The sequence below is a fragment of the Nonomuraea sp. NPDC049649 genome (assembly GCF_040675175.1).
Taxonomy (GTDB): Bacteria; Actinomycetota; Actinomycetes; order Streptosporangiales; family Streptosporangiaceae; genus Nonomuraea.
The window spans coordinates 147,955-167,504 of the sequence record NZ_JBFAOH010000007.1 but is presented as its reverse complement, the minus strand read 5'-3'; the positions used below and the strand labels follow the sequence as shown (position 1 = coordinate 167,504).

Annotated in this window: 19 protein-coding genes and 1 riboswitch; of the genes, 8 read left to right on the top strand and 11 right to left on the bottom strand. The window is 72.2% G+C overall.

The annotated features are described in order from the left end of the window. Positions 1-81: 81 nt before the first annotated feature. Both AB0J42_RS12510 and AB0J42_RS12505 read left to right on the top strand, forming a co-directional pair. Positions 82-822 carry a GntR family transcriptional regulator gene (locus tag AB0J42_RS12510; RefSeq protein ID WP_364292295.1) on the top strand — a complete coding sequence of 247 codons (741 nt, stop codon included), beginning with the start codon at positions 82-84 and terminating at the stop codon, positions 820-822. A 222-nt stretch (positions 823-1,044) separates the two neighbouring features. Beyond that, positions 1,045-1,413, top strand: a complete 369-nt coding sequence (locus tag AB0J42_RS12505; RefSeq protein ID WP_364292292.1) for an STAS domain-containing protein — start codon at positions 1,045-1,047, stop codon at positions 1,411-1,413. Here the strand turns inward: AB0J42_RS12505 and menD are convergent. After that, complete coding sequence (menD, locus tag AB0J42_RS12500) at positions 1,367-3,025, bottom strand: 2-succinyl-5-enolpyruvyl-6-hydroxy-3-cyclohexene-1-carboxylic-acid synthase (protein ID WP_364292289.1); 1,659 nt, start codon at positions 3,023-3,025, stop codon at positions 1,367-1,369. The genes AB0J42_RS12505 and menD overlap by 47 nt on opposite strands. Then, positions 3,022-3,915, bottom strand: a complete 894-nt coding sequence (locus tag AB0J42_RS12495) for an o-succinylbenzoate synthase (RefSeq protein ID WP_364292586.1) — start codon at positions 3,913-3,915, stop codon at positions 3,022-3,024. Before AB0J42_RS12495 ends, menD begins: the two co-directional genes overlap by 4 nt. A gap of 214 nt (positions 3,916-4,129) precedes the next feature. On the opposite strand from AB0J42_RS12495, the gene AB0J42_RS12490 reads away from it, so the two are divergent. The 3 genes from AB0J42_RS12490 (at position 4,130) to AB0J42_RS12480 (ending at position 7,174) form a co-directional block, all read left to right on the top strand. Continuing rightward, positions 4,130-5,275, top strand: coding sequence for an AMP-binding protein (locus tag AB0J42_RS12490; protein ID WP_364292286.1), 1,146 nt, complete (start codon positions 4,130-4,132; stop codon positions 5,273-5,275). A gap of 44 nt (positions 5,276-5,319) precedes the next feature. After that, positions 5,320-5,625, top strand: coding sequence for a hypothetical protein (locus AB0J42_RS12485; RefSeq protein ID WP_364292283.1), 306 nt, complete (start codon positions 5,320-5,322; stop codon positions 5,623-5,625). Between the two features lie 178 nt (positions 5,626-5,803). Then, positions 5,804-7,174, top strand: coding sequence for an RNA polymerase sigma factor (locus AB0J42_RS12480; protein ID WP_364292280.1), 1,371 nt, complete (start codon positions 5,804-5,806; stop codon positions 7,172-7,174). A 95-nt stretch (positions 7,175-7,269) separates the two neighbouring features. Here AB0J42_RS12480 and AB0J42_RS12475 read toward each other — a convergent pair whose 3' ends face one another. Further along, positions 7,270-7,668 carry a hypothetical protein gene (locus tag AB0J42_RS12475; RefSeq protein ID WP_364292277.1) on the bottom strand — a complete coding sequence of 133 codons (399 nt, stop codon included), beginning with the start codon at positions 7,666-7,668 and terminating at the stop codon, positions 7,270-7,272. A 126-nt stretch (positions 7,669-7,794) separates the two neighbouring features. Between AB0J42_RS12475 and AB0J42_RS12470 the strand changes: the two genes are divergently transcribed. Both AB0J42_RS12470 and AB0J42_RS12465 read left to right on the top strand, forming a co-directional pair. After that, complete coding sequence (locus tag AB0J42_RS12470) at positions 7,795-8,355, top strand: TetR/AcrR family transcriptional regulator C-terminal domain-containing protein (protein WP_364292274.1); 561 nt, start codon at positions 7,795-7,797, stop codon at positions 8,353-8,355. A gap of 204 nt (positions 8,356-8,559) precedes the next feature. After that, positions 8,560-8,751 carry a DUF5999 family protein gene (locus tag AB0J42_RS12465; RefSeq protein WP_364292271.1) on the top strand — a complete coding sequence of 64 codons (192 nt, stop codon included), beginning with the start codon at positions 8,560-8,562 and terminating at the stop codon, positions 8,749-8,751. A gap of 19 nt (positions 8,752-8,770) precedes the next feature. Here the strand turns inward: AB0J42_RS12465 and AB0J42_RS12460 are convergent, their stop codons facing one another. Then, complete coding sequence (locus AB0J42_RS12460; RefSeq protein WP_364292268.1) at positions 8,771-9,364, bottom strand: alpha/beta family hydrolase; 594 nt, start codon at positions 9,362-9,364, stop codon at positions 8,771-8,773. An 82-nt stretch (positions 9,365-9,446) separates the two neighbouring features. Here AB0J42_RS12460 and AB0J42_RS12455 point away from each other — a divergent pair, with 82 nt between their 5' ends. Continuing rightward, entirely contained in the window at positions 9,447-9,794 is a 348-nt protein-coding gene (locus AB0J42_RS12455) for a hypothetical protein (protein WP_364292265.1), read from the top strand. Between the two features lie 56 nt (positions 9,795-9,850). Here the strand turns inward: AB0J42_RS12455 and AB0J42_RS12450 are convergent, their stop codons facing one another. From AB0J42_RS12450 to AB0J42_RS12420, 7 genes are all read right to left on the bottom strand, one after another. Next, the gene (locus AB0J42_RS12450; protein ID WP_364292262.1) at positions 9,851-10,684 is read right to left on the bottom strand and encodes a tetratricopeptide repeat protein; all 834 of its coding nucleotides are present in this window, start codon (positions 10,682-10,684) and stop codon (positions 9,851-9,853) included. Positions 10,685-11,158: 474 nt separating this feature from the next. Beyond that, positions 11,159-13,987 carry an aminomethyl-transferring glycine dehydrogenase gene (gcvP, locus tag AB0J42_RS12445; RefSeq protein WP_364292259.1) on the bottom strand — a complete coding sequence of 943 codons (2,829 nt, stop codon included), beginning with the start codon at positions 13,985-13,987 and terminating at the stop codon, positions 11,159-11,161. 154 nt (positions 13,988-14,141) lie between these two features. Continuing rightward, positions 14,142-14,233: riboswitch (glycine riboswitch) on the bottom strand. A gap of 51 nt (positions 14,234-14,284) precedes the next feature. Beyond that, positions 14,285-14,905, bottom strand: coding sequence for a MerR family transcriptional regulator (locus AB0J42_RS12440; RefSeq protein ID WP_364292583.1), 621 nt, complete (start codon positions 14,903-14,905; stop codon positions 14,285-14,287). 148 nt (positions 14,906-15,053) lie between these two features. Further along, positions 15,054-15,524, bottom strand: a complete 471-nt coding sequence (locus AB0J42_RS12435; RefSeq protein WP_364292256.1) for a bifunctional nuclease family protein — start codon at positions 15,522-15,524, stop codon at positions 15,054-15,056. Between the two features lie 106 nt (positions 15,525-15,630). Further along, complete coding sequence (locus AB0J42_RS12430) at positions 15,631-16,257, bottom strand: MerR family transcriptional regulator (RefSeq protein ID WP_364292253.1); 627 nt, start codon at positions 16,255-16,257, stop codon at positions 15,631-15,633. Between the two features lie 23 nt (positions 16,258-16,280). Next, positions 16,281-16,793 (bottom strand): FHA domain-containing protein, encoded by a 513-nt coding sequence (locus tag AB0J42_RS12425; RefSeq protein WP_364292250.1) that lies wholly within the window; start codon positions 16,791-16,793, stop codon positions 16,281-16,283. Positions 16,794-17,050: 257 nt separating this feature from the next. Further along, on the bottom strand, positions 17,051-19,549 hold the full coding sequence (locus tag AB0J42_RS12420) for a mannose-1-phosphate guanyltransferase (protein WP_364292247.1): 2,499 nt from the start codon (positions 19,547-19,549) through the stop codon (positions 17,051-17,053). Position 19,550: the final 1 nt, after the last annotated feature.

Genomic DNA, 19,550 nt, shown 5'->3' with positions numbered 1-19,550 from the left:
CAGTAAGCCGCATCAAGCGACGAACCGCCCTCGTTTCCGTTTATTTGTCATGACATTCTGACCTCGGATAATCTGCTCGGCATGACCGCGAACCTGGCGATCGAGCTGGACCGATCCAGCCCCGTGCCGCTCTACTTCCAGGTGGCCGAGCAGATCGCCGAGGCCATCCGGCGGGGCGACCTGGCCCCCGGCGCCCGGCTCGACAACGAGATCCTGCTCGCCGACAAGCTGGGGCTGTCCCGGCCCACGATCCGCCAGGCGATCCAGTACCTGGTCGACAAAGGACTGCTCGTCCGTAAACGCGGCGTCGGCACCCAGGTGGTGCACGGCCAGGTCAAGCGGTCGGTCGAGCTGACCAGCCTCTACGACGACCTGCGCCGCTCCGGGCAGGAGCCCGCCACCCAGGTGCTCCGGCTGGAGCCCAGGCCCGTCGACGAGGAGATCGCCGGCGTCCTGGGCATCGAGCCCGGCACCGAGGTGCTCTACCTGGAACGGCTCCGGTTCGCCTCCGGCGAGCCGCTGGCGCTGCTGCACAACTGGCTGCCGATGGGGCTGGCCCCGCTGACCTCGGAGGGCCTGGAGAGCCGGGGCCTGTACGAGCTGCTGCGCGGCGCGGGCGTGCGGATGCGGGTGGCCAACCAGCGGATCGGCGCGCGGGCGGCCACCCAGGCGGAGGCCCGGCTGCTGGCCGAGCGGCGCGGCGCCCCGCTGCTGACCATGGTCCGCACCACCTACGACGACCAGGGCCGCGCCGTCGAGCACGGCTCGCACGTCTACCGCGCCTCGCACTACTCGCTCGAGGTCACGCTGATCGAGCGCTGATCCGGGCGGCTTTACGAGCCATGCCCCATTTTCATGGGTTATCGGGTTCTTCCCGCGTAATGCCGCCTCCCCCGCTACACTCCAGCCTTGCAAGCGCACCACGATGCTCATGCGCCGCCTGGCCTCGCGCCGCGCCGGACCTCACACCGGCGGGCCCGGGAAGAGGCGGCGGGACCCCCGGCATCGGCGCTTCTTCTGACGACGGACGGCGGCGGGGGTCCCATGAAGGCGCTAGACCTGAAAACGAGCGTGCGCGGCGGTGTCGCGACCGTAGCGGTGGCCGGTGAGCTGGACATCGCCTCCAGGGACGCGCTCCGCGCCCACGTCGACGAGCTGCTGGACCGGATCACCCGCCTCCGGGAGATCGTGCTGGAGCTGGGCGCGCTGACCTTCGTCGACGCCGCGGGCCTGGGCGTGCTCGTCGCGATCCGGCTGCGCGCGCAGCAGCGCCAGGCCGTGCTGCGGCTGTCCGGCGTGCCGCCCATGACGGCCAGGCTGCTGCGCGTCACCGGCCTGGACGAGATCTTCCGCGCCGCCCCGGCGGCTAACCGGCCAGCGCGGCTCGTACCGCCTCCTGCGCGGCGTCCTTGAGCCGTTCGTGGATCCGCGCGTTCGCCTCGCGGTCCGTGCGCACCTCCACCACCCGCGGCCCCTCCCCCCGCAGCGCCTTCGGCAGATCGGAGATGTCCTGTACGAGGGTGTACGGGGTGCCGGTCGAGGCCGTGACGTACCCGAGGTCGACCCCGTGGGGGGTGCCGAAGACACGCTCGAACGGGTCGCGCAGGGCCGCCTGCGGCAGCATCGAGAAGATGCCGCCCCCGTCGTTGTTGACCACCACCAGGCACAGGTCCGGCCGCGGCTCGCGGGGGCCGAGCACCAGCCCGTTCTGGTCGTGCAGGAACGACAGGTCGCCGATGAGGCCGTAGGCGGGCCCGTTGTGGCCGAGCGCCGCCCCCATCGCGGTCGAGACGAGGCCGTCGATGCCGGAGGCGCCCCGGTTGGCCATCAGCCGGATGCCGCGGCGCGGCCGCATCGCCTGGTCCAGGTCGCGGATCGGCATCGAGGAGCCGCAGAACAGCAGCGACCCGTTGGGCAGCGCGTCGGCCAGGTCGCGGGCCAGCCTGGGCTCGCTCGTCCCGGAGGAGTCGAGCACCTCGTCCACCGCCGCCCTGGCCGCCTGGTCGGCCCGCCGCCAGGCGTGCAGCCAGCCGTCGTCGCCGGAGGCCGCCTGGATCTCCACCGCCTGCGCCACCTGGGTGGCCGAGCGGGCCGGGTCGGGCCAGCGGTCCAGGTCGGGCGCGACCACGATGTGCTCCTGGGCGCGCTGCAGCCACGACAGCAGCGGCCGGGACAGGCCCGGCCGGCCCAGCGTGACCACCACGTCGGGCTCGTGGGCGTCGGCGAACTCGGGCAGCCCGAGCAGGAAGTGGTAGGTGGAGACCGCGTTGTCGCCGTAGCGGCCGCCGCCCTGCGGCTCCGACAGCACCGGCCAGCCGGCCATCCCCGCCGCGGCCACGTACCGGCGCACGTTGGGCGCGCCGTCGCCGACCACGAGCACCCCGCGCCGGGTCGGCGGGAGGTGCAGCGCGGCGGAGGGCGGCGCGACGCGGGCCCGCACCCACGGGCCCTCGCCGCCGCCTAGCGGCTCGCACCAGGAGGTGTCGCCGTCGGGCAGCAGCGGCTCGCGGAAGGCCAGGTTCAGGTGGACCGGGCCGGGGCTGTCCGGGCCCGCCGCCCGCTGGTAGGCGCGGCAGGCCAGCGACCGCCAGTAGGCCACCTGGCCCGGCCGGTTCTCCGGCACGCCCACCTCGGCGAACCAGCGCGTCGCCGTCCCGTACAGCTTGATCTGGTCGATCGTCTGGTTGGCGCCGGTGCCGCGCAGCTCCGGCGGCCGGTCGGCGGTCAGCAGGAGCAGCGGCACGCCCGCCTCGCCCGCCTCGATCACCGCCGGATGGAAGTTGGCCGCGGCCGTGCCGGACGAGCAGATCACCGCGACCGGGCGGCCGGTCCGCTTGGCCAGCCCGAGCGCCAGGAACGACGCCGACCGCTCGTCGATCCGCACGTGCAGGCGGAGCCTCGGCTCGGCGTGCGCGGCCAGCGCCAGCGGCGCGGAGCGGGAGCCGGGCGCGATCACGACGTCGGTGAGGCCGCAGCGCACCAGCTCGTCGACCAGCACCGTGGCCAGCGCGGTAGCGGGGTTCACAGTGACGCCTCCTGCATCCGCCGCAGCCACGACGGAGAATCGATCTCGAACGCCGACAGCCGCCCGGCGTCCACGTCGGGGCGGCGCACGGCCAGCACGCCGCCTTCGGGCACCAGCGGCCCGTCCACCACGTCGCCCTCCAGCAGGGACAGGGTGCCGAGCCCGCACGCGTACGGCAGCTCGGGCAGCGCGGCGGCCAGCGCCAGACCGGCGGCCAGCCCCACGGACGTCTCCACGGCGCTCGACACGACGGCCGGCAGCCCGCACGCCTCGACCACGCGCAGCGCGTTCCGCACCCCGCCGAGCGGCTGGACCTTGACCACCGCGATGTCGGCGGCCTCGGCCGCCCTGACCCGCAGCGGGTCCTCGGCGCGGCGGATCGACTCGTCGGCCGCGATCGGCACGTCGCAGGCGCGGCGCACGGCGGCGAGCTCGTCGAGGGTGGCGCACGGCTGCTCGGCGTACTCCAGGCCGAACCGGTCCAGCTCCTTGAGCCGGCGCACCGCCTCCGACACCTCCCAGGCGCCGTTGACGTCCACGCGCAGCCTGCCGGACGGGCCCAGCGCGTCGCGCACCGCCTCCACCCTGGCCAGGTCGTCGGCGAAGCTCTGGCCCGGCTCGGCCACCTTGACCTTCGCCGTGCCGCAGCCGGAGCGCCGCACCAGCTCGTGCGCCTGCTCCGGCCCGACGGCGGGCACGGTCGCGTTCACCGGGACGGTGTCGCGCACCGGCTCCGGCCAGCCCTCGAAGGCGGCCTCGCGGGCGCACGCCAGCCAGCGGGCGCACTCGCGCGGCCCGTACTCGGGGAACGGCGAGAACTCGCCCCAGCCTGCGGGGCCGTGCAGCAGGACCCCTTCCCTGACGGTCTGCCCCCGGAATCTGGTGCGCATCGGGATCCGGAACACCACGGGAGAACGCGTCACGACCCTCCCTGCCGCCGCTGCCGTTCTGACGCCATCAAATCTAGCGAGGAAGCCGCGGGGCTCGACCGGCAGGGGAATCGCTTCACTGATACGGGTCCTGTGTTCGGGAGGGGCGGGGGCTGGTCCGTCGTACCCCGGGAGCTCTCCTCGGGGGAGCGAAGGAGTCACTAACCTTACGAGCATGGGGAGGAATCCGTCGCATCCGGACCGTCCGCTGCACGCCCTGGTCCGTCCGGCAGGGCCCGAACTGTACGCGGCGATCAGAGACGCGCTGTCGGGCGAGGGGCCCGCGGTGCTGCCGCTCACGCCGGGTCAGGCCGGCGCCGCCATCGCCGCGCTGCGGCCCACCCACGTCGACGGCGAGCCCGTCGAGGGCGGTCTGGGAGTGCCGCCGGACGTGGCGGTGGTGATCGCGACCAGCGGCACCACGGGCGCGCCCAAGGGGGTCATGCTCTCGGCGACGGCCTTGCGGACCTCGGCGGCATCCTCCCTGCGGCGGATCGGCGCGGCCAAGGGCGAGCGGTGGCTCTGCTGCCTGCCCGCCTCGCACGTGTCGGGCCTGCAGGTGCTGGTGCGGTCGCTGCTCAGCGAGAGCGAGCCGATCATGCACGAGCGCTTCGACGCGCGGGCGGTGCTCGGCTCGGGCGCCGACCACGTGTCGCTGGTGCCCACCCAGCTGCATCGCCTGGTCGAGCTGGGGGCCGACCTGTCCGGGTTCCGCACCATCCTGCTCGGCGGCGCGGCGCCCCGGCCCGGTCTGCTGGACGAGGCCCGGGAGCTCGGCGCGACGATCGTGACCACGTACGGGATGACCGAGACGTGCGGCGGGTGCGTGTACGACGGCCGGCCCCTTTACAACGTAGATCTCAAGATCGGCGAGGACGGGCGGATCCGGGTGGCCGGGCCGGTGCTCTTCTCCGGCTACCGCTCCGGCGAGCCCGCCCCGTTCGACGGCGGCTGGTTCATCACCTCCGACCTCGGCGAGCTGTCCGACGGCCGGCTGCGGGTGCTGGGGCGGGCCGACGACGTCATCAACACCGGCGGGGAGAAGGTGGTGGCGGGGGCCGTGGCCGCGGTGCTGAGCGGCCATCCCGAGGTGGCCGACGTCGCCGTGATCGGCAGGCCGGACCCCGAGTGGGGCGAGCTGGTGGTGGCCGCCGTGGTGCCCGCCGACCCTGTGAATCCGCCCACACTCGCGCAGCTGCGCGCCTACTGCGCCGACCGGCTGCCGCCCTACGCCGCGCCACGCGACCTGCGCCTGCTACCCGGCCTCCCGCTGCTGCCCAACGGAAAACCCGATCTCTTGCGGCTGAAGTCCGGAACCTGATCGATGTCCGGATGCGTCATAGTGGGGAGAGGGAAGGAGCCTTCATGAAGCAGTCCCGCAAGACGTGGGCGTCAGCGGCCGTCGTCGGCGTCGTCGTCGCCGGCGGTGTCTGGGTCGCGGCGGCCGCCTCGGCGGGCAGGCTTGAGCAGGCGCGGGAGACCACCCGGGCCGGCATCGAGGAGATCAGCCCGACCCCCGCCGGCCCGTCAGCCGAGCCCACCGATATCGTGGTGTCCACCGGGGTCAACCCCGACCCCGAGGACGTGCTCCAGTACTGGACGGACGAGCGGCTGGAGGACGCCCAGCCGATGCCCATGCCCGAGGTGGGCGAGCTGAAGATCGGCGAGTAGGCCGAGAGGACCCTTCAGGGCGCGCCGCCGATCGGGCGGCTCGCCCTTTTTCACGTACGAGGGAACAAATCCGGCCCCCTGGCGTTATGGATACAGGTGAACAAAGCGGCCGGAGCCGGGGCCGCGCCACCTGCACCCGCCTACATTCGCTTCCACTCCGTACGGAGGAGGTGTCCTCATGCCCCGAACCGCCGTGGCCCCGAACGCCACTCTCGATCAGCTGATTGACCGAGGGCTGGCCCAGGGCCGCCTCTCGCTCGCGGAGCTGCGCGACGCGTTCGCCCAGGCCGGGATCGATCCGGCCGAGGGCCGTTCGATCCTGCGCGAGCTCACCGAGTCCGGGGTGAACCTAGCCGCTGACAACGAGCCCGCGATCACGAAGAAGGCTACCAGGAAGCCCGTGAACAAGACCGCCACGAAGACCGCCGCCAAGCGCTCCACCAGGAGGGCTTCGCGCTCAAAGACTACCGACTCCAGGCGCCTTGAGGCAAAGGCCGAGATCGACGACCTCACCGAGGACACGCCGCGCGAGGAGGCCGACCTCGACAGGACCGCGGCCGACGCCGCCGAGGCCGAGACGGCCGACACCGACGTGGACGAGCTGGACCACGAGACGGCCGACCTGGACGACCACCAGTCCGCCATGGGCGACTCGGTGCACACGTACCTGAAGTCGATCGGCCGCCGGACCCTGCTCACCGCCGCCGAGGAGGTCGAGCTGGCGCGCCGCATCGAGGCGGGCCTGTACGCCGAGCACAAGCTGGAGACCGAGCCGGACCTGTCCCCCGAGTACCGCGAGGAACTGCGCTGGGTGGCGGAGGACGGCAAGGCGGCCAAGGACCACATGCTGGAGGCCAACCTCCGGCTGGTGGTCTCGGTGGCCAAGAAGTACACCGACCGCGGCATGTCGCTACTGGACGTCGTCCAGGAGGGCAACCTGGGCCTGATCAGGGCCGTGGAGAAGTTCGACTACCAGAAGGGCTTCAAGTTCTCCACCTACGCCATGTGGTGGATCCGCCAGGCGATCCAGCGCGGCTTCGCCGACTCCGCCCGGACCATCCGGCTGCCGGTGCACGTGCTGGAGCTGCTCTCCAAGCTGTCGCGCGTCGAGCGTGAGATGCACCAGCGGATGGGCCGCGAGCCCACGCCGGAGGAGCTGGCCAAGGAGCTGGACAGGACGCCCAGCCAGATCGAGGAGCTGATGCGGACCAGCCGCCAGCCGATCTCGCTCAACGCGACGATCGGCGAGGACGGCGAGACCACCATCGGCGACCTGATCGAGGACGTCGACTCGCCGGAGGCGTCGGAGATCGTCGACCGGCAGCTGCTCGGCGCCCAGCTGAGGAACGTGCTGTCGAACCTGTCGCCGCGCGAGGCCAAGATCATGGCGCTGCGGTTCGGGCTGATCGACGGCAAGCCGCACACGCTGGACGAGATCGGCAAGCATCTCGGCCTCACCCGTGAGCGGATCCGCCAGCTGGAGAAGGAGTCGCTGTCCAAGCTGCGCCACCCGAGCAACACCCGCCCCCTGCTCGACTGGGCCAGCTGACGCCGCGGGCCGTCGCCGGCCCCGTGAGACGCGAACGAGCCCCGGCGTGTGCCGGGGCTCGTTCGCGTCCTAGGGCCTGATGGCGGGCGGGCGGATCACCGGGCGGAGGGAACGCGGCCCGGGACGCGCGGGATGCCCCACATCCGGTTCTCCTCGCGCAGCGTGCGCAGCCGCTCCACCTGGGCGGTCCACATGGCGCCCGTGGGCGTCGCCTTGGCCTTGCGCCGGGCGATGCGGTCGTCGTAGGCCCGCACCCCGAACGCCGCCCGCTGCCCGGCCTCGGCCGCGCGCAGCGCCTCCGTCAGCGCCTTGTCGAACGCCAGGCCGGCGGCGCGCAGCTCAAGCTCGTCGGCGTCGGCGGCGCGCAGGTCGCGCAGGACCTGCTCGGCCTCCCTGGCCTTCTCGAGCAGCTCGGGGAAGCTCTTGGAGATCTCCTGATCCGCGTGGTAGCGGACCTCGGCCTCGCGGCTCACCCGCGGACGGAAAAACGCCATCGACTCTGCCCTTCACGCTGTCGGCTCTTTACCAGCGACCAGGGTACGCGTTCCGCGCCGCGACTCCGTAACCGGTCCGGCGCGGCGCCCCGGCGCCCCCTCCTTTACATAGTAAGATGATCAGTCATGCCCGCCAAGCGACCGCCCGTCCCCCTGTCCCGCGAGCGCATCATCGAGGCCGCCCTGCACATCGCCGACACCCAGGGCCTGCGCAGGCTCACCATGCGCCGGCTCGGCGACGCGCTCCAGGTCGAGGCCATGGCCATCTACCACCACCTGCCGCGCGGCAAGGAGGCGCTGATGGACGCGCTGGCCGAGCACGTCACCGCCGTCCACGTCGAGCAGGCGGCCACCTGGCAGGAGACCGCCAGGGCGTGGTGCCGGGCCAGCCGCGAGCTGCTGCGCGAGCACCCCGGTGTGCTGGCGCTGGCGCTCACCAAACCGCCCAAGGGCGCCGCCGCCGTCGCCGTCGCCGAGCAGGTCGAGCAGCTCGCCGACGGCGGCCTGCCCGACGCGGAGGAGGCGGTGCGCACGCTGCGGGCCTTCGTGTTCGGCAGCGTCGCGGTCGAGGTGCAGCGCTCGGGCTGGGCCGACCCCGAGGTGGACGAGTGGGTACGGCGCGACAGCCGGGCCGACGCCGACTTCGAGCGCGGGCTGGACGCGTTGCTCCGGGGGCTGGAAACCTAGTGTGCGTGTCGTGCTTGGCCCGTTATCCTGCCTGAGGCACGCTGTGTCGTGGGTCACACGCCGACGGGGAGGATCCTCCCGGAACAGTCCAAACGGACTATGTCGGAATATGTGACGCACATCGCACACTTGCTAGGAAGTAAGGCCAAGCGGTTCCCGGCCCCGTGACCGGGAGCCATCCAAAGAGATTTCGGAGGCACGCCGATGTGCCCGCACGACCCGGTCTGTCCGTCTGCGGACGCACCTGACCGCGAAGCCGCCCGCACCCTGGCCCGCCACCCCGAGCAGGGGTGGAGCCTGCTGTGCAACGGCGTCGTCCTGTTCGAGGACACCGGTGAGCTCTTGCCCGGCGGCACCGCCATCGCGCCGCACCGCCCCGCCGTCGGGGCCGCCTGAGCCACCGCACACCGGCCGGTCACCCGAGATGACGGGCCAGCCAGCCGGCGACCACCTCGCCCACCCGGGCGGGGTCCTTCTTCAGGTCGTGCCCCTCACCGGGGAGCACCACCAGCCGCGCCGCGTCCGCCGCGTCCGGCACCCCGAACGGGTCCCGGTCGCCGTTCACCACGAGCACGTCCACCCCGGCGCCGCGCAGCTCGCCCGCCCGCGACCGCTCCGGCTTGCCCGGCGGATGCAGCGGGAACGCCAGCGCCACCACCGACGCCGCCCCGGCCGCCCGCGCGGTCCGGCAGGCCACCCGCGCCCCGTTGCTCCGGCCGCCCTGCACCAGCGGCAGGCCGGGCCAGCGCGCCCGCAGCTCGCCGATCACCGTCAGCCACGCCTCGTCCTGCCGCTCGGCCGGCCCCGGCGCCCGCGCCCCCGCCACCCGGAACGCCTGCGTCACCCTGGCCACGGTCGCCCCCATGCCGAGCGCCGCCTCCCGCACGGCCAGCAGATCGGGCGCGTCCACTCCCCCGGCCGACCCGTGCGTCAGCACCAGCAGCAGCCGGTCCGCCTCCCCCTCGTCCACGTCGACCCGCGCCGGCCCCCGGGGAGTCATGATCTCCATGGCAGCACCGTACCTGGGGAGGACACCGACATGGCCCCGAGGGCTGATGACGGCGCGCCCGAGAACAGGCAGGATGTCCTGCATGCAACAGGAGAAGGACGTCCGCGACGAGCTGCGGGCGACGATCGACGCCCGCCGCGACCTCGGCCCCGAGTACGAAACCGCCCTGGTCGACTCGCTGGCCGACCGCCTCGACGCCCAGATCGCGGCCCGGGTCGAAGCGGAGCTGCGGCTACGCGGCGTGGAAGCCAAGCGCAAGAACGACGGCCCCCGCTCGATCGCCCCGATCACGCTCGGCTCCATGGGCCTGGGCATCCCGCTGACGGCCATCGCCGCCAGCCAGGCGGGCACGGTGGGGCTGATCATCGTCTGGGTGTCGATCGTACTGATCAACATCGCCGCGGCGGGAGCGCTGATGCGCAGGCCCTAGCAGGTTGCCCAGGCCAGGCGCAATCTCACGCCCGTCAGCGGGAACCCTCAGGCCGTTCAGGCGTCGCGTCCGTAGCGCAGGCGCACCTCGGCCGCCAGCCCCTCGTCCTCGTGTTCCAGCCCGTACACCCACACCTGATCGGCGGCGTCGTCGCGGCCGCGCAGCGGGAGCGTACGCGCCAGCAGCTCGATCGCCAGCGCGCTCACCTGCGCCTCTCCCCCTTGTTCGACGGCCCCGGCGAACTCCGCGCAGGCCATCTCCAGGTGCGCGATGCCGAGCTGTACGCGCAGCCGCGCCAGGTCGTCACCGGAGGCGTCCTGCAGCACGTCGATCAGCACGTCGGCGGCCTCACCGGGCTCGTCGCGCTCCATCAGCAGATCGGCCAGCTGCTGCGCGGCGTGCACCCGGGCCTGCACCGCGTGCCCGTCCGGCTCCTCCTCGCCGTCGGCCTGCCCGCCCGTCTCGATGGCGGCGCGCAGCTCGGCCTCCGCCTCGTCGTAGTCGCCCAGCTCCCCCGCCAGCCGGGCCAGCGCCAGATGAGCCAGCGGCAAGTACGAGGGAGTACCGAGCCCCAGCACCGCCTGCCAGGCCCCGCGCGCCTGCTCCAGCCGCCCCTCACGCTCGAACCCCTGAGCCAGGTGGCACGCGGCCTGCGCGGCGAACTCGGGATGACCCGTGGCCAGCGCCGTCCTGGCGGCGGCCCTCGCCCCTTCGACGTCGCCCCGCTGGTCGAGCACCACGGCCAGCCCCACGGCGGCCTGCGCCCGATCCGGATTGTCAGGTTCCTCGGCCACCTCGGCGAGGATGGCCGCCGCGCCCGCGAGGTCACCCTCTTCGGCCAGGCGGCGGGCTGCGTCGAGCGGCGGGGTCTCCAGCTCTGAGAACGTCAAGGGAGCTCCTTCGGCGACGAACGTCCCGAGCCTAACGAGTTCTCGCGATCATGTCTGCCGTGTTGCCCTACCGGTCTGACTCACGCCCGAAAAATCCAAAACCACCCTGCCCGCCGACACAAAACGTTCCGTCCGCAACCCCCGAACCCGCCACACCGCCTCGCCAAGGCAGAGCATCCCGTGAGGCGCGACACCCGACTGCACATGCCCCTCACGACCCCCTGCATCCCGGATCCACGAGCAGCGGCCAACCGCCGGTCCGCCCCAACATGGACGTGACGGCGATCTCCGCAGGCTGCGGCCCGGCGAGCGCACCGGGCCGTCGTCCTCCCGGCCGCACTGCCACGCCCTGATCACAGCCGACAGCGGCGCCGGGGTCACGCCGGCGCCGACCGATGCGGCGAAGACCCGCTCGGCCCTCACGCCGACCGGTCCCATAGAGGCCCGGCCGGCGTAGGCCCGGCTGAACGGTGGTCAGTCTTCGTACGACTCCAGCGGGGGGCAGGAGCAGACCAGGTTGCGGTCGCCGTACGCCTGGTCGATCCGGCGGACCGGCACCCAGTACTTGTCGTCGCGCAGTGACGGCACCGGGTAGCCCGCCTCGGTGCGCGAGTACGGGTGGGTCCACTCGTCGGCGGTCAGCGCCGCCGCGGTGTGCGGGGCGTTGCGCAGCGGGTTGTCCGTCTTGTCGTACTCGCCGGAGGCCACCTTGGCGATCTCCGCGCGGATGGCGATCATCGCGTCCAGGAACCGGTCCAGCTCGGCCAGGTCCTCGCTCTCGGTCGGTTCGATCATGAGCGTCCCGGCGACGGGGAAGGACATGGTGGGCGCGTGGAAGCCGTAGTCGATGAGCCGCTTGGCCACGTCGTCGACGGTGACGCCGGTCTCCTTGGTGATCTGCCGCAGGTCGATGATGCACTCGTGGGCGACCAGCCCGCCCCGGCCGGTGTAGAGGACGGGGTAGTGCGGGGCGAGCCTGCGGGCGACGTAGTTGGCCGACAGGATGGCCTGCTCGGTCGCGGCGGTGAGGCCGTCGCTGCCCATCATCCTGATGTACGCCCACGAGATCGGCAGGATCCCGGCGGAGCCGTAAGGCGCCGCGGAGACGGGACCGACGGGTGAGCCGTCGCGCAGCGGGTGGCCGGGCAGGTAGGGGGCGAGGTGGCCGCGGACGGCGACCGGGCCGACGCCGGGGCCGCCGCCGCCGTGCGGGATGCAGAACGTCTTGTGCAGGTTGAGGTGGGACACGTCGGCGCCGAACTGGCCGGGCTTGGCCAGCCCGACGAGCGCGTTGAGGTTGGCCCCGTCGACGTACACCTGGCCGCCGGCGTCGTGGACCTTGGCGCAGATCTCGGTGACGGTCTCCTCGTAGACGCCGTGCGTGGACGGGTAGGTGACCATGATGGCGGCCAGCCGGTCGCGGTGCTTGGCGATCTTGGCGTCGAGGTCGGCCAGGTCGACGTTGCCCTCGTCGTCGCAGGCCACGACCACGACCCGCATGCCCGCCATGACGGCGCTGGCGGCGTTGGTGCCGTGGGCGGAGGACGGGATGAGGCAGACGTCCCGCTCGGTGTCGCCGTTGGCGCGGTGGTAGGCGCGGATGGCGAGCAGCCCGGCGAACTCGCCCTGGGAACCGGCGTTCGGCTGGATGGAGACCTTGTCGTAGCCGGTCACCTCGGCGAGCCAGCCCTCCAGCGTCTCGATCAGCTCGACGTAGCCGAGCGCCTGCGTCTCGGGCGCGTACGGGTGGACGCCGGCGAACTCGGGCCAGGTGATGGGCTCCATCTCGGTGGTCGCGTTCAGCTTCATGGTGCAGGAGCCGAGCGGGATCATCGAGCGGTCGAGAGCGATGTCCTTGTCCTGGAGCCTGCGCAGGTAGCGCAGCATCGAGGTCTCGTTGTGGTGGGTGTTGAAGACCGGGTGGGTGAGGAAGTCCGACTCGCGCAGCAGCGTGGAGGGCAGCGCGTCGGAGGCGGACTCCGGCGCGACGCCGCCCTCGACGCCGAAGGCGGCCCAGACCTTGGCCAGTTCGGCGGCGCCGGTCTTCTCGTCGCAGGCGATGGAGACGTGGTCGGCGTCGGCCTGCCACAGGTTGACACCCCGCTCGGCCGCGGCGGCGACCACCTCGGCGGCCCGGCCGGGCACGCGGGCGCGCACGGTGTCGAAGAACTCGCCGTGCACGACCTCGACGCCGCCCCGGCGCAGCCCCTCGGCGAGCGCGGCGGCGTGCCGGTGGACGCGGCGGGCGATCCGGCGCAGCCCGTCGGGGCCGTGGTAGACGGCGTACATGCCGGCGATGACGGCGAGCAGGACCTGCGCGGTGCAGATGTTGCTGGTGGCCTTCTCGCGGCGGATGTGCTGCTCGCGGGTCTGCAGGGCCAGCCGGTACGCGGGGGCTCCGTCGGCGTCGACCGACACCCCGACCAGCCGCCCGGGCATCTGGCGCTGCAGTCCCTCGCGTACGGACATGTAGGCGGCGTGCGGGCCGCCGAAGCCGAACGACACGCCGAACCGCTGGGAGGAGCCGACGGCGATGTCGGCGCCGAGCTGGCCGGGCGCGGCCACGAGCGTGAGCGCCAGCAGGTCGGCGGCGGCCACCACCAGCGCGCCCGCCTGGTGCGCGCGCTCGGCCACGTCGCGGAAGTCGCGCAGCCGCCCGGACGCGCCGGGGTACTGGATCAGCACGCCGAAGCACTCGGGCAGCTCGCCCTCCAGGTCGCTCTCGACGAGCGTGATGCCGAGCGGTTCGGCGCGGGTGGCGAGCACGGCCTTGGTCTGCGGCAGCGTGTCGGCGTCGACCACGAACACCGGGCTCTTGACCTTGCCGGCGCGGCGGGCCAGCGTCATGGCCTCGGCCGCGGCGGTGGCCTCGTCGAGCAGGGACGCCCCGGCGACGGGCAGGCCGGTCAGGTCGGAGACGACGGTCTGGAAGTTCAGCAGCGCCTCCAGCCGGCCCTGCGAGATCTCCGGCTGGTACGGGGTGTAGGCGGTGTACCAGCCCGGGTTCTCCAGCAGGTTGCGGCGGATGACGGCGGGCGTCACCGTGTCGTAGTAGCCCAGGCCGATCATCGAGGTGAGCACCTGGTTGCGGCCGGCCAGGGCGCGCAGCTCGGCGATGGCCTCGGCCTCGCCGGCGGCGGCCGGCAAAGTGAGGCGGTCCTTGGCCCTGATGGCCTCGGGCACGGCGGCGGCCACGAGGTCGGCGACCGAGGCGAAACCGACGGCTTCGAGCATGCGCTGCTGCTCGGCCGGGGTGGGCCCGATGTGCCGGCTGGAGAAAGGCGGTGCTGACAGGTCGGTCATTGGAGATGCCTCCCGAGGCTGTGGAGACCGGCGCTGGGCGCGGGCTTATGCCGGATCTCCCCCTCTGTCATGACGACCTGAGAGCTTCACCCGCACCGGGCTTGCACCGTCGGTGAGGTGCGCCTGGTCTGACGCACCTGCTTTCCAGAGTTGCCTCACCCGAGCGGTACTGGCGCCTGAGAGATTCCGGGGAGGGTTGCTCCTTCGGCGCCCCGGCCGTGCCGGGGTCTCTCCCGCACGGGGTCGTCAGCAAGTCCTAGGTTACAGGCTTCGACCGGATTGGGGTGGTTCGGGGCTTCAGCCGGTGCGTCGCGCGCGGCGCCGCCGGGCCAGTTCGTCAGCGGGATGGTCGGCCGGGACGTCGTCCACGACCGCCGCCCGTTCCCCCGGCAGCTCCGCGAGGGATCCTTCGACCTCGCGCCAGACCCGGCCGAGCGCGATGCCGAACACGCCCTGCCCGCCCTGGAGAAGATCGATGACCTCGTCGGCCGAGGTGCACTCGTAGACGCTGACGCCGTCGCTCATCAGGGTGATCTGCGCGAGGTCGGCGACCCCGCGGTCGCGCAGATGCTGGACGGCGGTGCGGATCTGCTGGAGGGAGACTCCGGTGTCGAGGAGCCGCTTGACGACCTTCAGGACCAGGATGTCGCGGAAGCTGTAGAGGCGCTGGGAGCCGGAGCCTTGCGCCGCCCGTATGGTGGGCTCGACCAGCCCGGTCCGCGCCCAGTAGTCGAGCTGCCTGTAGGTGATGCCGGCCGCGGCACAGGCCGTGGGCCCGCGGTATCCGATGTCGTCCGGCAGCGCGGCAGGCTGCTCGTCGAAGAGCAAGCCCTGCTCTCCCGCACGCTGCCGCGCGCTTTCGCGCCGCACCGGATCTTCCTGGCCGGCCGTCTTTCCCTCGCCGCTGCTGACCGCCACGCGGACCTCCGGCTTTCTCTCATCCCGTGGCCTCATCTGGGGGTTCGTAAAAGGTCGGCCACGAGTTTCACTTGCACCGTAGGACTGTGACCATGCTCAGTCAACGATCCGGCTCGGCGCGTCGTGAAGCGTAAATGCACTGAAATACCTACCCCGCCTGGCCGAAGTCCTCGGGTGAGATCGTGTCAAGGAACTCCCTGAACTTCTCCACCTCGTCCTCCTGGTCGTCGGGGATGATCACGCCTGCCTCCTGGACCACCTCCTCGCTGGCGAAGATGCGGGCACCGGTGCGCAGCGCGAGCGCGATGGAGTCGGACGGCCGCGCGCTCACCTCAACACCGTTGGAGAACACGAGGTCGGCGAAGAAGATGCCGTCACGCAGCGCGACGATGTTGACGGCGCGCAGGCCCACGCCGAGGGCGCTGAGCACGTCCCTGAACAGGTCGTGGGTGAGAGGCCGGGGCGGCGGCTCGTCGGCCTGTGCCAGCGCTATGGCCGTCGCTTCGGTCATGCCGATCCAGATCGGCAGGAACCGGTCCCCGTGTGCCTCCTTGAGCAGAACGATCGGCTGATTGGTAGGCATCTCTACCCGGACGCCCACTACCTCCATCTGCAACACGGGCTGCTCCATATTCGACTGGCCGGTGGCCCGGCTCAGGTCATCGCTGGTCCGCTTCTGCATTTCAACGTAACACCCGCCGGGCCCTGAATGTCCCGCAGGCCGCTCATCGGCCCAGAACGTCCCGAACCCCCGTGCGCAGGAGCGCCGCGTGCAGGTCGAGCAGGAGCGAGGACAGCTCCCTGGCCACCTCGTCGGCCTCCCCGATGGCGCCCGGTTTGCGGCGTTTGAGGATGGGCGCGACCGTCTGCTCCACCAGCCCCGCCTCCCGCTCGGCGGCGGCCTTGACGGCGCGCAGGTGACGGGCGTGCAGCCCGAACCGGGCCAGCCCGCCCACGGCCCGGGCGATCTTCAGCGCCTCTTCGTCGTAGCGCCTGGCGACCGGGGCCAGCAGCCCGTAGTCCTCCAGCTCGGTGAGCGTCTCGTCGTCGAGGCCCGCGGCCTCCAGCAGCTCGGCGCGGGTGAGCCTGACCTCCTGCTTCTCCGGCAGCGCGCGGGGACGGCCGAAGTTCTCGGCCATCTTGTCCTTGATCACGCGCAGCGGGAGGTAGCGGTCGCGCTGCTCGGTCAGGATGTAGCGGAGCTGTTCGACGTGCAGGTGGGTGAACTTGCGGAAGCCCGACGGGGTGCGCTCGGGCTCGATCAGCCCCTCACCCTCCAGGAAGCGGATCTTGGAGATGGTGACGTCGGGGAACTCGCCCTGCAGCAGGGCGAGCACCTCCCCGATGCTCATGTGCGAGCGTGCCGCCTGGGAGCTCATGCGCCGCTGGGGGTCCGCATCAGGAACAGCAGCCGGAACTTGCCGATCTGCACCTCGTCGCCCGAGTGGAGCGGGACCTCCTCGATGCGCTCGCGGTTCACATACGTGCCGTTGAGGCTGCCCACGTCGCGCACCGAGAACTGGCCGCCGCGGTAGCGGTAGAACTCGACGTGACGGCGCGAGACCGTGATGTCGTCGAGGAAGATGTCGCTCTCGGGATGGCGGCCGGTGGTGGTCAGGTCCTTGTCGAGCCGGTAGCGGCTGCCCTGGTTGGGCCCCCGGGTGACGGTGAGCAGCGCCGTGCCCGGCGGGAGCTGCTCCACCAGCGCCCGCTCGGCCATCAGCATGTCGCCGGTCTCAGCCTCGTACGCCTCAATTCCCGCGACGGAGATCGTCGACGTGGTGTCCCCGGAGACCTCGAGTCTGGTCAGCTGGGACCCACAGCGGGAACAGAAACGGGCATCCTCGGGGTTGGCATGCCCGCACTGCGTGCAGTAGACGCTCGGCATCGATCGGCTCGGCCTCCTACCGCGAAGACGCGGCTACGGTGCTCGCGGCGCGCCTCGCTTCGCTCGTCAGGTTTTTGCGAATGCCGCAACTTACGCTGATCAGCGGCAAAGGTCAAGGCGGGGCGCTGGACGACAGGTTCGGACGCTGACAAAGTTACAACCGCCCCCACCTGAAGGTCCATGCCGCCGCGCGTTTCAACATTACGATCTTGCCGTCCTTCCCGGCAAATCCCGGACAGGAAGCGGCGATGTGTGGATCATGTCGCCTCCTCGACCACCCTAGCCCAGCGTTCGATCAAGAGCTGGGCGGTGTCGACGTCGGCCGCCTCGGCCCACAGGTCGGTGGCGGGTTCGGTGGCCGCGGGGAGGATGAGCACCCAGCTCCCGTCGTCGCCGACCACCCGCACCCCGTCGGTGGTGTCGATCCGGTGGCCGTCGCCGGACTCGGCCGCCTCGATGACCGAGCGCATCACCGCCCCCTTGGCCGCCCACTGCGTGGGGATCGTCCGCTTGAGCATCCGGGCCACCGGGATCCTGGCGTCGATCTGGCTGAGCGAGAGGCGGGTGCGGGCGACCAGCCCGAGCAGCCGCATGAAGGCCGCCAGCCCGTCGATGGCCGGGCTGAACTCCGGCACCACGAAACCGCCCCGCCCGTCACCGGCGAAGATCATGCCGGGGCCGGCGGCGGCCGAGGTGAGCGCGTCGACGGCGGTGGAGGTCCACTGCACCTGCACGCCGTGGAAGCGGCACACCTGCTCGGCGACCCGGGTGGTGGTGACGGGCAGCGCCACCTGGCCGCTCCTGCGCTCGGCCGCCACCAGGTCCAGGACCACCAGCAGCGCCCGCTCCTCGCTGATGAGCTGGCCCTGCTCGTCCACCAGCGCGATGCGCTCCCCCACCGGGTCGAACCGGACCCCGAACGCCGCCCGCGAGGAGCTGACCAGCTCCGCCAGCCGCTGCAGGTCGCGGCGGCGCTCGGCGAGCGTCTCGGTGGGCGACAGGTCGTCCAGCACGGCGTTGACGGTGAGCACCTCGATCCCGGCCCGGCCCAGCAGCCGCGGCAGCACCAGCGACGAGGTGCCGCCCGCGCAGTCGGCCACCACTTTCATGCCGCGCACGCCGGTCATGTCCACCCGGCTCAGCAGCTCGCGGGTGTAGTCCTCGACGGCCCTGGCCGGGTAGGTGAGCTCGGCGATCTCGCCGGGGAAGGCGCGGCGGAACTCCTGCCGCGAGAAGACCCGCTCCAGCTTGCGCTGGGAGCCGGGCGGCAGGTCGGCGCCGCGGTCGTCCATGATGACGATGTCGACGCTCTGCGGGTCGCCCGCCGTGGTGCGCAGCGCGACGCCGCCCGCCGCGGTGCCCCTGGCGGCGTGGAAGCGCGCCACCGGCAGCGGCGCGGCCTCCAGGTCGTCCACGTTGATCGCGCTGGCGGTGAGCGCCCCGATCACGGCCCGCTTGAGCGCCCGGGCGGCCAGCGAGGAGTCGCGCGAGATGACGACGTGCTCGCCCTTGCGCAGGGTCGTGGCGTACGCGCTGGCCAGGCGGACGCAGAGCTCGGGCGTGATCTCGACGTTGACCAGCCCGCTGACGCCGCGCGGGCCGAACAGGTTGCGCTGGCCGCGCGACTCCCAGATGACGCTGGTGTTGACGACGGCCCCGGCCTCTATGGTCTTGAACGGGTAGATCTTGACCCCGCTCGACACGTACGCCTCGGCCTCGATGACGCACTCGTCGCCGATGACCGCGTTCTCCTCTATGCGGGCGCCGCTCATCACGTCGGTGGACTTGCCGATCACGCAGCCGCGCAGGTGGGTGCCGGGGCCCAGGTAGACGTTGTCGTGCACGACCGCACGGTGCAGGAAGGCGCCCTCGCGCACCACCGCGTTGTTGCCGAGCACCGTGTACTCGCGCAGCTCGGCGCCGGCCTCGACCTTGGCGTACTCGCCGACGAACAGCGGCCCCTTGAGCACCGCGTCCGGCTCGACCGAGGCGGAGCCGGCCACCCAGACGCCGGGCGACACCTCGAAGCCGCCGATGTCGAGGCGGACCTTGCCGGACAGGGCGTCGGCCTGCGCCTTGAGGTAGCTGCCGTGGCTGCCGACGTCCTCCCAGTAGCCCTCGGCCACGTAGCCGTAGATGGGGGCGCCGCGCTCCAGCAGCCGGGGGAAGACGTCGGCCGACCAGTCGGCGGGCTCTCCGGCGGGGACGTCGCCCAGCACCTCGGGCTCCATGACGTAGATGCCGGTGTTGACGGTGTCGGAGAAGACCTGGCCCCAGGTGGGCTTCTCCAGGAAGCGCTGCACCCGCCCGGCCTCGTCGACGATGACGATGCCGAACTCCAGGGGGTTGGGCACCCGCTTGAGCCCGATCGTGACGAGCGCCCCCGTCTCCCGGTGGGAGCGGATCATGTCGGTGAGGTCGATGTCGGTGAGCGCGTCGCCCGAGATGACCAGGAAGCGGCCGTCGCGCAGCCGGGCGGCGGCGTTCTTGACGCTCCCGGCCGTGCCCAGGGGCACGTCCTCGATCGCGTACTGCAGGCTCATGCCGAGCTCGTCGCCGTCGCCGAAGTAGTTGCGTACGAGCGCGGCCAGGAACTGGACGGTGACCACGGTCTCGGTGACGCCGTGCCGTTTCAGCAGGCGCAGCACGTGTTCCATGATCGGGCGGTTGACCACCGGAAGCAGGGGTTTGGGCTGGTTGGCCGTCATCGGCCGCAACCGGGTGCCTTCGCCGCCCGCCATGACAACCGCCTTCACC